Origin of the sequence: Legionella quateirensis (assembly GCF_001467955.1) — a bacterium.
Lineage (GTDB): Bacteria > Pseudomonadota > Gammaproteobacteria > Legionellales > Legionellaceae > Legionella > Legionella quateirensis.
Genome location: NZ_LNYR01000048.1, coordinates 217,392 through 229,638, shown reverse-complemented (window position 1 = coordinate 229,638; position 12,247 = coordinate 217,392). Strand labels below are relative to the sequence as shown.

Genomic DNA, 12,247 nt, shown 5'->3' with positions numbered 1-12,247 from the left:
AGTGAAGGATCTCCGAATGCAGGCACAGTGCCACATTCAGGAGATCCCTCATTACATTGGGGATGACGTGATGTTTTCTATTCCAAGAATATCGTCATCCTGAACGCAGTGAAGGATCTCCAATTCGAGGCACAGTGCCACATTCAGGTGGTCCCTCATTACATTCGGGATGACGTGGCGTTTTATATTTCAAGAGTATCGTCATCCTGAACGCAGTGAAGGAACTCCCAATGCAGGCAGAGTGCCACATTCAGGAGATCCTTCATTGCATTCGGGATGACGTTGTTGTGGGGTGTAACGCCATCCTTCATTTCGTTCAGGATGGCTAAACGTACAAGTTTTGATAAATTATATGATCCCTATCTGTGCTCAACCTTAAATTTTATTGGCTGGTCCCTGATCCAGTTTATCCTGAATTTCGTCCACAATTTTGGATGATTCTGTTTGATGTACAAAAAAGAATGATTTATTCTGTGACAGATTAATCGCTCCTTTGACCAGTAATCCTATACCAACAGTCGGTATGGCGATTGCCAAATTGATTAAGAACTCAGACCAACCTCTATGCTTCTCTAATTGAGGACGTTCTTTTGCGAGTACATCAGTACATGTCGTATTAAAGGTCTGTTGATCCCCATCCTTTTGCAATTGTTTAAACGCTTGGGTAAATGTGGTATGTATATTCATTGCACTAGCATAAGCATCCTTGTGACCATCTTTTAGCAAGAGCTTGGCCTTGGCTTCAAGTTTAGACAATTCACTGTGAAAAGGACTTACCAAATCTTGAGGCGCTCGCTGGGGTTTGGACTTATTTTGATCCACAATGGATTGTTCTGGAACGCCCGGCTCTATGCGTACATCCAGTCCAGGTGACTTGACAGGAACTTCGAATGGCTGCTCTTCTTTATTAGACTTAGCTCCAATATCAATTTTTTCTTCAGCATGTGCTTTAAGTTGCGCTACGGGACCGCCCTGAACTCCTAGTACCCTATAAGTTCCCAAATTAGCGGTTGCTCCTTTACCCAAGGTATTATCCAGGTTAATGATGTTATTTTTCGTAAGATCACCGGAGTCATGTCCATGAGCATAAAACATTTGATAACCGTTATGTGCTTGTTCCCTGCTTAAATTAAAATATCCACGGTTCCAGATCAAAAAGGTAACAGGATCATTTTGATAATCATAAGAGTTGGAAATATTCACTGTCAGAGTATGAACCGTACCTGCTTTGACGTGCTTGTCAAAGACTGAATTAATCGCTTCTATGGTTCTCGCTAAATCTTCAGCGGTATCGTCTTTATAAACGACACCATCAGCCTTAAATTTTTCCGCCAGGGAGCGAATGGTTTCTAATCCTATGCCTGCATGACTGTAAATCGTAATGTTATTGCCATCAAGCGTATAGGAAATTAATTTTAAGTTAGGTAAATAACTTTCTTTGACTAGTGTATCTACTTCATCTTTAGTAATAACGCCATTTTCAACGAGAGTTCTCATGTTATCCATGGATCTGGATTGACCCAAAAAACCAATATTTGGCGCGTATAATTCCTCAAATTTCTTTTGTTCATAAGGAATCATAAATTCAATGCCATGATTTGAAAGCAGTATTTCAGTTTGAACACCCGATTTGGTGAGTTTGTCAAGAATTTTAAAAATAAAATAGTCGTTTTGACCGCGGTCGCAGATTTCATCCCCAATAAGGCGGATTAGTGGTTTTTCACCTATTTCTAATTCATCGATAATTTTGTTAAACACTTCAATATCTGATTTGTTCAGTGGTGATTTCAGATAGATGTCTTTTAATTGAGCGTATTTTTCGTCACTTATTTTAACAACGCCATTGGTAACCAGAAAATACATCATCAACATAGCATTTGCATGCAGGTCTCCTATGGAGATTTCAGTTGCATTGGTTATATCTGGTTGAGGACATGTATAAATATCAATTCCAGGTTTTTCAATTTTAGAGTGAGTCATTTTGCACCGCCATTATGTTCGTCAAAAATTTAAGTTGTTTTTATTATAGACAAGCTATATTAAGAAAACATTAATACAGTCAATTTATCAGTAGAGCCGTTAATAAAATGAGCACTACTGGCATAAAGATTTTTGTATTAATATTTTAGAGTCAAAAGTGATGTGAGTATTGAGAACAGACAAGGCTAATTGAATGGTGTCATTTATATCTTTTAAGGTACTGAAGCCTACCAGAGTCTCCTGGTTCATGATTTCTTTAAAGAGTTCCAGGTTGATTAGTGGTTCAATAAGTTCTGTGTAATATTCTGAAGTTTCTCTTAACAATTCAAATTTATCTGCAGTATCGGAGTTGCGATGGAGTATGTCTGTATCCCATTGGCCTACTTTATTTTTATCCGGATTAATTTTATAAGCGTTTATCTTATTTTTTGTTTCAATGTAAATAGAAAGTTGTGAATTGCATACATAAATACCAATAATACCTTTAAAATCAATAGGATGTATTTTATTAATCACTGAATACTGAACTGTAGTTGCAGGATAGGTTTTATCTATTTTTGATGTGTGGATTATTGGCTTATACATGGTTATTCCAGATTAATTTTGTTATTAAATAACTTAATTTAGGTTACACCGTTTAAAAGAACGTTCTATTGTACTGGAGTAACCTTATGGATTACTTAAAGAACGCATAAAAATTCAAATACTGATAATTAGTATTTGATATGTCGAGATGAATTGAAGGGGGGGCTGGTTGTTTATTTCGCTATGGACCGTGAATTAAACCATTCCTTTATCAAGATAATCCAGGGGAAGGGCGGTAGTGTCATTGATTGTTCGTAATATAAAACTGGAGTGAACCGTGTCAACCCCGTTAATTGCGGATAGTTTCCCAAGCAAGAACGATTGATATGCCTGTAAATCAGGTACAATGATTTTTAATAGATAATCTGCTGATTGACCCGTAATGAGGTAACACTGTATGACTTCAGGAAGAAAGCGAACGGTTTCTTCAAAGGCATTCATTATTACCGGTTGATGACTATTTAATCCTACAAGCACGATGACGGTTAAGTGCAAGCCTAATTGTGCTGGCTCGAGGAGAGCGACCTGTTTTTTTATATAACCATTAGCTTCTAATAATTTAACACGGCGAAGACAGGAAGACGGAGATAGTGCTACCAAATCTGCTAATTCTTGATTGCTGATCTGCGAATTAGTTTGTAATAGTTCCAAAATTTTTTTATCTGTACGATCCATTAGAATGACCTTTTTCAATAAAAATAGGGTATACAGTTTATATTGTAGAATTTGCAATCAATAATTTCCATTTAAGTGCAATAAAAATTCAAAATTAGGCATAAAAAGTCACAATTTGCAATTTAATTTCAAGAGAAATCAGTTAGAATCAATTGATGCCAGTTGTTTGGTCACGATGCTCACATTAATTGCTTTTCTTGAGAGGAACTATGTCAAATTCACGAATTCTTGCCTGGTTTGTATGGATTATTGTATCCATATTTTATGCCTATCAATACGTTCTAAGAGTAATGCCAAGCATTATGATGGGTGATATCACAACACAGTTTCATATCGATGCGGCTGTATTTGGTCAGTTTTCAGGAGTTTATTATTTAGGTTATTCATTGATGCATTTACCCATAGGCATTATGCTTGATCGCTTTGGTCCCCGGAAAGTAATGTCTGTTTGCATCTTACTGACTGTTATTGGATTACTTCCTATCTTATTTGCAGAACATTGGATCTATCCATTGATGGGGCGAGCATTAATCGGTATTGGTTCTTCTGCTGCTATTCTGGGAACATTTAAAATAATACGTATGACCTTTAAGGAACAGCACTTTCCGCGCATGTTGAGTCTTTCGGTGATGATAGGACTTATCGGTGCGGTTTATGGAGGAGGCCCCGTGAGTTATTTGTGCAATACTCTGGGTTATCAGATGGTAGTGGAGCTGTTTGTTATTCTTGGGCTTGTTTTAGCATGTATTACTTTTTTTATTGTTCCGGATGTTGAAGCGACTCATCCAGATTCAGTTATAGCCGATATAAAAGCCGTCTTTACCAACAGTAAGGTGATTCTGTTGTGTTGTTTTTCTGGTTTGATGCTTGGACCTCTTGAAGGTTTTTCAGATGTATGGGGTTCAGGTTTTTTGAAACAGGCTTATGGTTTTGATGTATCCACAGCGAACTATCTTCCTTCCATGATTTTTATAGGGATGTGTTTCGGTTCTCCTCTGTTAAGCTTGATCGCAGAAAAATCAGGTTATTACTTGGGTACGATTATCGCCGCGGGTGCAGTAATGTGTCTGACATTCAGTGCTCTTGTGATGGGGGTATTAACGGTAACCACCATTTCAGTGAGTTTTATCCTGGTGGGTATGTGTTGCGCTTATCAGATATTGGCAATTTATAAAGCTTCTACGTACGTGCCTGACAACCTGGCGGGTCTTACTACTGCTGTTGCCAATATGATCATCATGAGTTTTGGTTATGGTTTTCACTCAGTCATTGGGTACGTCATTAATTCCAATGGAGGAACGCAGGTTGCTCGTGCTTTTTCATACGGCATAGGGATCATTCCTGTTACTCTGGCTTTAGGAATTATTGGCTTTTTAATCCTGGCGTACAGAGAAAAGCAGGGGGGATCGGATCGACTGGATTTGCGATTTAATTGATTCGGGATACTGATTTTCTTCTTGTCCCATTATAAATCGGGTGTTCCATTTTTTGGGGTTAATTGAACTATAATTTACAGATGTAATGGTAACTTCCGTGCAGGATTAAGCCAAGCTTTATCCTGCATTAGGTCAATTGAGGGACATGAGCAGAGGACTTTATGGATAGTCTGAGAACAGATATTCCTCAAAGTATTGAGCATACAACACTCTATCGCGTGTTCATCCCGCCAGTATTATTGTCGTTATTTTGTCTTCTTATTTATTATTATACTAGTTTTAATGTTTTTCATACGGTAGTGGAAATCTTTTCAGTATTTATTGGGTTTACCGCAATGACGGTAGCTACTACAACCACTCAATTTACTAACAATCAATTTATAGTATTCATTTCGATTGCTGCTGGCTGGTGCGCCGGTCTGGATTTAACACACATTCTCGTATACAAAGGAATGAATTTAATTCCTGGAGGGGGTGGGAACGAAAGTACTCAATTGTGGATATCTGCTCGTTTCTTACAAGCTTTTTCATTTCTCATAGCCCCATATTTTTTTAGACACTCACTTAAACTCTGGAGCATTAATCTTCTTTATGCCTTTGTAATAAGCTGCATTCTCATTGCTGTGTTTACTGGTTTTTTTCCACAAACCTACATTGAAGATTATGGGCTAACCTGGTTCAAGGTTATCAGTGAATGGGGAGTTGCATCTATTCTATTCATCGCGTTGATCTTGTTATGGCATAACAAGAGAATGATGTCGCGAAACTTATTGTATTATTTGACTATGTCAATCATTGCCATGATGTTCTCTGATATCATCCTGTCTCACTATACCGATTTATTTGGCTTGGAAAACATAATTGCTCATTTGCTTAAGTTATTTTCATATTGGTTTATCTATGTAGCTCTGGTGGTGTCAACTTTACGCGAGCCGTTTAGCATGCTGGCTCGAGCAGCCAGTACTTATGATAACATTCCTGATCCGACTTTGATTGTTCAGTCGGATACTCGTGTTAGTCAGGCTAATAGTGCCGCAGCTCATTTTAGTCATTTAAAAGCCGAGCAGCTGGTTGGATTATCAAGTCATAGTGTATTTCATGACAAGAGGATTGGCCTGGAACAGTGCCCAATATGTTCTCAGCTTCCAATAAGAAAAGACCGATTTATGATAGAGCTGGAGATTGAAGGGTTATGGCTGGAATGCAGTCTTGCTCCTATAAGTTCAGATATGTTTCCAAACTCATGGGTGCAGATGATTCGAAATATCACCGATCGCAAACAACTTGAAATAGAACACAGCACATTATTATCTGCTTTAAAGGAACGGCTTAAAGAAATAGGCTGTCTTTACACTATATCGAAATTAATAGGCTCCATGGGAGATAAAACTATTGAGGAGCTTTTGATGGAGTCAGTAGTGGAGATCCCTAAAGCGTTTCAATTTCCTGATTTGATTGTCTCGAAAATAGAAAGTAAATGGGGAGATTATTATTCTGATGCTGACGCAGATAAGACTGCTTTATCAATAAATAAGGAATTATTTATTGATAAAGAATACGTGGGTAAAATCCTGGTATATTACTCTGTTCCGCCGCCTGTTTCTGAGAATATTTTTCTTCCAGATGAGCTAGCGCTTCTGGATTCTGTGGCATCCCAGTTAATTGGTGCTTTAAAACAAATACTGTCTAAGCAGAAAGCTGCCAACGCTGAAGTTCGGTTTAAGGAAAGTGAACAGCATTTTCAAGCCATTATCGATCAGACGGGTGTTGGTGTTTATGTGCGGGATAAAAGCAGATTTTTATACGTTAATCCAAAGTTCTGTACCATTACAGGCTGGAGTAAAGAGGATTTGTTGCAACAAAATTTATTGGATTTAATCGAAGAGGAGTCGACCAAAAAGTACATACAAAGTCAATGGAGCGACTTATATCAGGGTAAATCAAGTATTTCTTATCAGTTTCCTTTCAAGAGAAAGGATGGGGTGTATATTACCTTAAGATCTGACGCAACAGTAATAAGCTGGGAGGGTAAGATTGAATATCTCGCGTTAGTGCAGGATATTACTGAAATTGAAAATGCAAAAGAGCAAATTAGTCATTACATCACACAATTGGAACAAGCAATTAAAGGAACGTTTACAGCAGTATCCAATATGGTTGAGATGCGTGATCCATATACTGCAGGTCACGAGCGCAGGGTGGGATTAATTGCCAAGGCAATTGGTGAGGAGCTGGGCTGGTCCGTTGACCGTTGTGTTTCTCTTGAGCTTATTGGTTTGGTTCATGATGTTGGCAAGATTTCAATTCCTGCTGAGATACTGTCCAAACCCAGCAAGTTGACTGATCTGGAAATGGAATTAATCAAAGGTCATGCTGAGGCCGGTTATAATATTTTAAAAGACATCCATTTTAACATCCCGGTTGCCGAGGTTATATTACAACATCATGAAAGACTGGATGGAAGTGGCTATCCTCGTGGTTTAAAAGGGAACGAAATTCTTCCTGAAACACTTGTTATTTCCGTTGCTGACGTTTTGGAGGCCATGTCCTCATACAGACCATATAGACCTTCTTTGGGAGTAGATGTGGCAGTCGCTGAAATAAAGCGCGGTAGAGGTGTTCAATATGATGCGCAGGTTGTTGATGCCGCTTGTAAGCTTATTAATGAGAAGAAAATAATATTAACGCATACTTCTTAAGGAGGATAGGATAATTTCTCTATACTCATAAGCCCGTATGATATATATCTGATTGATCTAAATTATTTTATATTTTAGACTCAACTGTCATTTAATTAACTCACAATTTTGATCGGTAATGAACACTCTCTGGACAGAGAACACAATAACGTACACTACCTAACCATTTTAATTTGATTGGAACATTATTAATGAAAAAAACATGGACTATTCTTTCTTTATCTTTGGCGTTGTATGGAACACATTCTTTTGCGGGGACTGCAGGAGCTGTATTTGAAGAACCTACTGGCTGGACGGGTTTTTATATTGGTGCGAATGCGGGATACTTATGGTCCGCTAATAATCTAATCAGGAATTTCGGAATTCCTGCCTATGCCAATCCTGATTTTTATCCATTCTCCAGATCAATGTCCGAATCTCTGGCTTACCTTGGGTCTCATGAGATTGATAATACATTAGATAGTTTTATAGGCGGAGGGCAAATTGGGTACAATGCTCAAATTTTAGATAAACTGGTTATTGGAATTGATGCGGATCTGGATGCAGTAGCTCCAACGACCAGTACCACCAATTTCATTAGTACAGCAACAACCCCTTTAATGGCAGGAGTTACCCATATTGCCAATATCTCCCTTACCAAAAAACTGGATTACCTTGGACTTGTTAAAGGTCGTTTGGGGTATTTATTAAATCCCAATGTATTGGTTTATGGAGCAGGCGCATTTGCTTATGGTGGCGCGACATTGAATACAACTTATACCGTCACGAATACGCGAGCTACTTTTTCACCGATGTCTGGTTATGCTTCGACACATGATGTTTTAGGGGGCTGGGCTGGCGGCGGTGGCGCAGAGTGGCTAGTAACTCCCTCTTGGAGTGTTAAAGCAGAATATATCTATTATAATTTAGGCCCTATGCACAGTTATTTGACCCTTACTCAAAATTTAGCGCTTAATCCCCCTGTTGCTTTTGCTGCGGCTTCAGTAAAATCCAAAGCTGAATTTACAGGAAATGTATTGAGGGTTGGGGTTAACTATCATTTCGGATAAGAAAGTAGGTTGGGTCTCGGCTCATAGCCGTCATGCTAAGGAATTTCTGTATTTAAAGTAGCCTGGATGAAGTGCGAAGCGCGTAATCCGGGAAGTCGCGCGAAGCGGGCACCGTTTAAAGCGGTACCATGCTGCGCATAGGCTTCCCGGATTTTGCTATGTTTCATCCGGGCTACTTTTGATTCGTAAAGACGACATGTTATTACGATTTAATTAAAATAGGGTTTCAAAGTCTGTTGTACATCCAAATCCAAAGTTCCTGAATTAGGATTAATAGCGCTAACGGTATCGCCCAGATAACCTATTGCCCAAAAATAGACATTATTAGTTCCGATCCCGCTTTCTGCCAGATAAGGCATTAAAGATTGGGTGAAGAAGCTTTTTCCCGCATCGGATTTCCAGGATGCTTCGCCTAATACGATAGGGAATCCTGCTTTGTGCAAGAAGCCCCAGCTCCAGTCAAAGCGTAGAGTACTCGCAATTCCAGGTTCTGTTTCCCAACCAGCAACTTCTTTGGGGTATACATGAGGTGAAAAAACCACATGACCATTCGTACCGGCCTTGTCATCACCCAATAACCAATCTACAGTATTGGCGTTCAGATCTGGAACTTGCTTATATAATTCATTAGTGAATTTATCGGAATCAAACTGAGCCATTCCTTTTTTTGCTAATTCTTTATTGAGCAGTGGCTTAAAATCTTCACCCCAGTTCCCTTTGAAAGAGACTACTTCCTGAGCATCACCACAATTACCCGGATCATTCCAATGATCAAAGCCATTGGAGGAGCTTGGAACCTCATTTTTGGCAATACAAATTACCGGATTATCCTGATCATCGTTACCACCACCTGAACCTTCAACAAATAATAAAAGATCGGGGTTGGTTTGATGAATTGTTTTTGCCGCGGTAGCAATAACCTGTGTCCATGCGACTTGATTATTTTTACCCTTGAACCAGTTGAGCTGGTAGGGCTCATTAAATACATCAATACCGATTACATTATCCAGACCACGTTGTTTGATCTCGTTGGCCAGAAGTGTTAAATCTTTGGCATACTCATTCATATCATAAACCGTTCCGTCACGCATACCATCACCATATCCATAGCGGTGGTGCATATCTATCATTACTTTAACGTTGTTTTTTTTCATTTCTTCAAGCACGATCCAGAATGCTTCCTTTGGACTTACAGCTTTTTCACACGCATTACCACTTCCTTGCCAGGATTTACAGAATAAACCATTTCCTGATTCTGGTTTTCCTTTATTTGAAAGCGCTTTATTTAAATCTACTTCAGAGTGATCGTCATAAAGAACGCCCGGTTGAATAGGTAATCGAACGGTTTTAAATTGAACTGCGTTTTGTTGGTCTACTCCTGAATCAGCATAATTCCCGGGGTGTACTAATAAATCCATCATACCTGCGCGTATTGAATTGGAATCTGTAGTCATGCTGTAAAAAGGATTGTTTTGCAGGCCCTGAAATACGTTAGTATCTTGAAAGCCGGACCAGGATATACCATTTATTATGACTTTATTGCCTTCATTGTCATAAATTTGACCTTGTTGAGTATAATAGGCATTTGCGTCAAGCGTTATACCAAGTAATAACCCTAAACTGAGATATTTTACATAATTCATGTGTCAATTCTCCATACAATGTTCATTTCAATGTTCAATTGAAGGTGTTTAAAAAGTATATTATTTAAACACATGTGTGAAGTGTTTGCACATTGTAGTCTGGATTTTTACAGAAATCTTACAACTTGATGGACTTGATCCGAGGTTTTTCACTGAGAATAGTCAACGTCAGGTCTTTAATTCACTTGATATAGTTCATAACAGTAGAAAAAAAGCCTGACGTTAAAATTATCTAATGCGTATTAATAACAACGCAAAGCACCCCATGCATTTCTCCAGCATCCTGGATGAGCTGGTGCAGGAGTTGCGAATGCACCTGGATGATTTAACACACAGGTTCCATTGTAAATTGCTCTATGATATCCATAGCCACAACCTTGAGCTGCATTGGCAATGGAAGAAAAACCCACAGCTAAAAACAACAAACCAACCATAAGACCTGTACGTACTACGCCTGAAAAGCACATAGAATGTGTATTCATGGCATCCTCCTTAGTTTTTTAATTTTTTTACTACAAAATAAGTATAGTGCTAATTTTTTCAAATGTGTGTAAACAAGGCGCAAATAAATTAATTTATTTACATTTGGTTTAATACATTCTTTTTACTCGCTTTATTTTCAATTCAATTCATCAGTCCTTGGCTAAAGCAGGTCATGAGGCATTAAAAAACAAAGTTTGAAACAGGGTATTTCCGGAGTAAATAAAGCAGATTAAGGGTTCATATGAAGCTTGTTTATTTGTCATGTAATTTAATTTATGAGTTTAATGAGTTAAATTGGTGTTTCAAGGAGTAATTGTGTGCAAAAATAGTTGATTTTATTGTTTGATATTAATTTCCATGTTTTTTAAAAGATGCACTTCTACCAGACCTGTTATTCAAGTAATTACAGAATTTCATAAAATTAATCACTTATGTTCCATGCATTGTTTTTCTACTAATGGTCTGTTGTTTATTGACATTGATGAGGATAAAAAGCAAACGCAATTGTACTTGTTTGACCTTGATACCAATCGGACAAAAATGTGCAAAGTCCTGGATAAACCGTATAGATTTATTGGACATTTAGCAAATACTCACCTGATATTAAAAAATTTAAATTCGGATGATTTATTGATTCTGGAAACCAGGAATTTTGAAATTGCGAACCAATTGACTCACCAATTGTGTATTAATCCTCAATTGCTTGGTTTGGTGGAATTTAAAGCGGTTACAGCAGTTAAAACCGAGAACACAATGAATCAGGAAGAAGGCGCATTTCATATAGTAATGCATGATTTACAGTCCATGATTTTTGATAGTATTGTTAGTGTCCCTATTCCCATGGATCATCCTTCCTATCAGGTAGGGCCATTGGTTAAACTGGCTAATGGCCATTTTGCTTGTTCTGTAACAGGGGATAATTCTGATTATTTTAAAGTTATTTTGTTTAAAAAAATCAGTAATGAACATCTGGATTTTAGGGTGATAGGGGTCATCAATCCAACAAAGCAGCACAATAATTCCAGTAGCTCATTAAGTGCCTTTGTAGGGTTACCTGATGGTAATGTACTGACTTATCATGCTTCTGGACTTGATTTTCAGATCTGGAAAGGCACAGAGTGTATTGAGAGATGGAGCTGGAGAGACATCCAATGTTCGGATAAGTTGTTTACTAATGGATTTTGGACTAATGGTGTATTTCCTTTACCGGACAGTGAACATTTAGTGATTTTGGCATCTCATGTTAATTTATTTTTATTCAATATGAGATTGAAAACAATGAAAATCGTTCAGTTGCAAGGGTATTACCCTCAGCAGATTGAGGTATGTACCAATGGTCAAGTTATCATTAGAGCAACTCAAGATCTTAAAAAATATGTGTTATTATTGGTCGATTTTAAAGAAATACTTGAATACAGAACGACTATTTCCAACCTGATAAGAGAAAAGGGTTTGCCGGATGAGTTGTGCAGTCATATATTCAGTTATATTGCACCGGGTTCTTCCTGGAGCACTGAGCAGGATAGTCCACGCCAATTTTCCTGTACTATAAGTTGAAATGAGTGTTTCTATGACAAAAAAAATTGATTGAAGTGAGAGAGTATTAATGTTGATAGGTTATTCAGGAAATTAAACCATTATTGAAAATTCTCTTCAAAAAATAACAATTTATGATATAAATCATGTAATTAATATAA

General features: G+C 37.9%; 10 protein-coding genes. 4 read left to right on the top strand and 6 right to left on the bottom strand.

Annotated features, from left to right (window positions below):
- Positions 1-375 precede the first annotated feature (375 nt).
- The 3 genes from wip to Lqua_RS16610 form a co-directional block, all read right to left on the bottom strand.
- Positions 376-1,980 (bottom strand): Dot/Icm T4SS effector Wip, encoded by a 1,605-nt coding sequence (gene wip / locus Lqua_RS16620; protein ID WP_058475403.1) that lies wholly within the window; start codon positions 1,978-1,980, stop codon positions 376-378.
- Between the two features lie 114 nt (positions 1,981-2,094).
- Positions 2,095-2,565 carry a hypothetical protein gene (locus tag Lqua_RS16615; RefSeq protein WP_058475402.1) on the bottom strand — a complete coding sequence of 157 codons (471 nt, stop codon included), beginning with the start codon at positions 2,563-2,565 and terminating at the stop codon, positions 2,095-2,097.
- 195 nt (positions 2,566-2,760) lie between these two features.
- Entirely contained in the window at positions 2,761-3,246 is a 486-nt protein-coding gene (locus tag Lqua_RS16610) for an Lrp/AsnC family transcriptional regulator (RefSeq protein ID WP_115148835.1), read from the bottom strand.
- 203 nt (positions 3,247-3,449) lie between these two features.
- On the opposite strand from Lqua_RS16610, the gene Lqua_RS16605 reads away from it, so the two are divergent.
- From Lqua_RS16605 to Lqua_RS16595, 3 genes are all read left to right on the top strand, one after another.
- A complete protein-coding gene (locus Lqua_RS16605) occupies positions 3,450-4,676 on the top strand; it encodes an MFS transporter (protein ID WP_058475400.1) in 1,227 nt (408 codons plus the stop codon).
- A 161-nt stretch (positions 4,677-4,837) separates the two neighbouring features.
- Positions 4,838-7,375: an MASE3 domain-containing protein gene (locus Lqua_RS18055; RefSeq protein ID WP_058475399.1), complete on the top strand. Its 2,538-nt coding sequence runs from the start codon at positions 4,838-4,840 to the stop codon at positions 7,373-7,375.
- A 191-nt stretch (positions 7,376-7,566) separates the two neighbouring features.
- On the top strand, positions 7,567-8,424 hold the full coding sequence (locus tag Lqua_RS16595; protein WP_058475398.1) for an outer membrane protein: 858 nt from the start codon (positions 7,567-7,569) through the stop codon (positions 8,422-8,424).
- Between the two features lie 35 nt (positions 8,425-8,459).
- Here the strand turns inward: Lqua_RS16595 and Lqua_RS18910 are convergent, their stop codons facing one another.
- From Lqua_RS18910 to Lqua_RS16585, 3 genes are all read right to left on the bottom strand, one after another.
- Positions 8,460-8,591 carry a hypothetical protein gene (locus Lqua_RS18910; RefSeq protein ID WP_274519364.1) on the bottom strand — a complete coding sequence of 44 codons (132 nt, stop codon included), beginning with the start codon at positions 8,589-8,591 and terminating at the stop codon, positions 8,460-8,462.
- Positions 8,592-8,633: 42 nt separating this feature from the next.
- On the bottom strand, positions 8,634-10,067 hold the full coding sequence (locus Lqua_RS16590) for a cellulase family glycosylhydrolase (RefSeq protein ID WP_058475397.1): 1,434 nt from the start codon (positions 10,065-10,067) through the stop codon (positions 8,634-8,636).
- A 242-nt stretch (positions 10,068-10,309) separates the two neighbouring features.
- A complete protein-coding gene (locus Lqua_RS16585) occupies positions 10,310-10,549 on the bottom strand; it encodes a GCG_CRPN prefix-to-repeats domain-containing protein (protein ID WP_058475396.1) in 240 nt (79 codons plus the stop codon).
- A 358-nt stretch (positions 10,550-10,907) separates the two neighbouring features.
- Here Lqua_RS16585 and Lqua_RS16580 point away from each other — a divergent pair, with 358 nt between their 5' ends.
- On the top strand, positions 10,908-12,107 hold the full coding sequence (locus Lqua_RS16580; RefSeq protein ID WP_133141106.1) for a hypothetical protein: 1,200 nt from the start codon (positions 10,908-10,910) through the stop codon (positions 12,105-12,107).
- The last annotated feature ends 140 nt before the right edge of the window (positions 12,108-12,247 follow it).

Excerpts from the sequence above, each read along its gene's own strand:
- Lqua_RS16580 (WP_133141106.1), top strand. The coding sequence starts at position 10,908 with ATGTTTTTTAAAAGATGCACTTCTACCAGACCTGTTATTCAAGTAATT.
- Lqua_RS16595 (WP_058475398.1), top strand. The coding sequence starts at position 7,567 with ATGAAAAAAACATGGACTATTCTTTCTTTATCTTTGGCGTTGTATGGA.
- Lqua_RS16605 (WP_058475400.1), top strand. The coding sequence starts at position 3,450 with ATGTCAAATTCACGAATTCTTGCCTGGTTTGTATGGATTATTGTATCC.
- Lqua_RS18055 (WP_058475399.1), top strand. The coding sequence starts at position 4,838 with ATGGATAGTCTGAGAACAGATATTCCTCAAAGTATTGAGCATACAACA.
- Lqua_RS16590 (WP_058475397.1), bottom strand. The coding sequence starts at position 10,067 with ATGAATTATGTAAAATATCTCAGTTTAGGGTTATTACTTGGTATAACG.
- Lqua_RS16585 (WP_058475396.1), bottom strand. The coding sequence starts at position 10,549 with ATGAATACACATTCTATGTGCTTTTCAGGCGTAGTACGTACAGGTCTT.
- Lqua_RS16615 (WP_058475402.1), bottom strand. The coding sequence starts at position 2,565 with ATGTATAAGCCAATAATCCACACATCAAAAATAGATAAAACCTATCCT.
- wip (WP_058475403.1), bottom strand. The coding sequence starts at position 1,980 with ATGACTCACTCTAAAATTGAAAAACCTGGAATTGATATTTATACATGT.
- Lqua_RS18910 (WP_274519364.1), bottom strand. The coding sequence starts at position 8,591 with ATGAAACATAGCAAAATCCGGGAAGCCTATGCGCAGCATGGTACCGCT.